Genomic DNA, 2,184 nt, shown 5'->3' with positions numbered 1-2,184 from the left:
GTGCTATCGAACCCTACGGTATCTGCACTGCATATAGAAATCTTGTTTGATTCGCAGCAACGCTTTTTGGTGCGTAATTTGCGTGATAAAAATCCGCTCTATATTAATGGACAACCTCTCTCTCAGGGCGAAGCAGCATTGCATCAGGGAAGTGTGTTGCGATTGGGAGAGGCGGAGTTACGAATTACCTCTGTTACCCAGAGGCAATATCCTGTTGGTTCTGTCCCCTCTGGTTCTTTCTCGACATCCCAGCCTTATTCACCTCAACCTGTCGCGCCGACCGTGCAAGCAGGGCGATCGTCGTCTGGTTCTTACCAAATGAATGCTGACGAGTCTGCAACCAATGTTTCAGGTGGGAATAATCCACCTGTTCCTAATTCCACTCCTGCTTCTCCTCATGTAGACGGACAGACTTCCAAAAATCCTGAAATTTTTTGGAAGTGGTTTTGGGCAACTCTTGCTGGCTCTATTCTCGGTCTTATTGCATTCTTCACAGTGATATTTATTATTGCCGTAGCTACTACAGGGACTGTTAATGAAACCGTATTGAACAGGCTCGTTCAATCGCGTTGGTCGTCTAGTTTAGCATGGGGTTTCTATGGATTAGTTGTAGGAACACTTCAATGGGTCGTTCTACGGAAACAAATGCCTAAAGCTAGTAATTGGATCCCTGCAACTATACTTGGGTATGTGTTTTATGGTTCTCTAATGGCAGCCAGCAAATATATAAGCTTTTCATCTACTGCTTCTCCAGATCCACTACGAGATATAGGTGTTAATCTTTGTGGTGGTGGAATAATTGGATTAGCGCAATGGTTTCATTACTTTCGGAAGTATATTTCCAACAGTGCTTGGTGGATATTATTGTCAATAACTACCTCCGTGCTTGGTAGTTTGATGAGTGTTTCTATCGTGACCATAGTTTTGGTTTTTCCGATAAGTGCCATGATTGAATCACGGGGCGTTGATCGTTTGCTCAAGCAGTATTTTAGAGATTCACATAGTTGATGTCAGTATAATTGAAGGCCCAAGAATTCCGTATTGCAAGTAAAATACTTTATGGCGCCAGTTAAAAATTAGGTAGACAATCGGACAACCACAGTAGTCATCAGCACAATGAATCAACTAACTTTTGAATGGACTGAAGCAGCGCAACTAAGAACCCAAACGCTCAACGCTCAGCAGTAGACTTATCGAGAGAGAATAACCTGTATCACTATGCCTAACTTAAATGTGCCAATAAACCAAGAGGATTCAGTTGAATTTCAGCACCTTTTTAAAGAAACTAATTGCACCTCTAGTGAGATTAATGAGATTGGGCAAGCTACCTCTACGATGGTTACTGCTTTGGACTTAGCTAGCGAATTTCACGCAGAAGTTCTGACGATTAATGCCACCCTTACTGAACTAGACGAAAGTATTGATGGGGAACTAGAGGAATCTCTGGAAGTCATCAGCAGCTTAAGGGAAAAGGTTGGGAAGGTAGAGGAGCAGACTGTAGAAGCCACTAATCAAATCAAGGAACAGTTGGTGACCATTGGAGAGCAAGTCCAAACAAAATTGACAGGACTTCAATCAGAAGCAGAACAGGTACAAGCTGGTTTTGATCAGCTTGTGCAGCAGGTTCAAGTATTAAGTGAGGAGGTTGGAGAACAATTGGAAACGGCGAAGGGGAGTTTGAGTGAATTTCAAGAATTAATCGATTCTGTTAAAAGCAGCTTGACCGAGCGCAAAACTACGCTTGTCTCAGAATTTGATACATTTGAGCAGCACATTCGAGAGAAATTGCAATGTCTCATTGATGGTTTTACAAATTTAGTGAGTGAAAGCACCAGTCGCATAGAAGCTGTTGAGCAAGTTCTAGACGGTGCGTCGGGAGAAGCGATCGCAGCAATCAGCCGCAAGTTTGTTGAAGAAGCTGTGAGCGAACTAACCACATCTGCAGGAGACTTAAACCAAGCAATCTCCGGGCTGGGAGAAATTGGCGAAGCCTCGAAAGGTTTGATGGAAGGAGAAGTCGGAGAAGTGCTAGATAAAGTTGGTGAGGTAACTGACCTGATTGAGAGAATCAAGCCAGTTCTCGATCTCGTTAAGGAAATGCTTTAATAAATAGACCTCTTGCAAAATAATTTTATGCTATAATCAAGGGTTTGCCTTAAGTGGAGCAGATTGCAGGTTATAGCT

At 42.9% G+C, this 2,184-nt stretch carries 2 protein-coding genes; both read left to right on the top strand.

What is annotated here, in order from left to right; translation table 11 throughout:
- Positions 1-1,008: FHA domain-containing protein (locus QUA54_RS34065; RefSeq protein ID WP_333419430.1), on the top strand; the 1,008-nt coding region annotated here is incomplete at its 5' end.
- A gap of 210 nt (positions 1,009-1,218) precedes the next feature.
- Entirely contained in the window at positions 1,219-2,106 is an 888-nt protein-coding gene (locus tag QUA54_RS34060) for a hypothetical protein (RefSeq protein WP_333419428.1), read from the top strand.
- Positions 2,107-2,184 lie beyond the last annotated feature (78 nt).

The sequence above is a fragment of the Microcoleus sp. MOSTC5 genome (genome assembly GCF_036701825.1).
Taxonomy (GTDB): Bacteria; Cyanobacteriota; Cyanobacteriia; order Cyanobacteriales; family Microcoleaceae; genus Microcoleus; species Microcoleus asticus.
This window is presented reverse-complemented; position numbering and strand designations above follow the sequence as displayed.

Coding starts and splice junctions, on each gene's coding strand:
- QUA54_RS34060 (WP_333419428.1), top strand. CDS start 1,219: ATGCCTAACTTAAATGTGCCAATAAACCAAGAGGATTCAGTTGAATTT.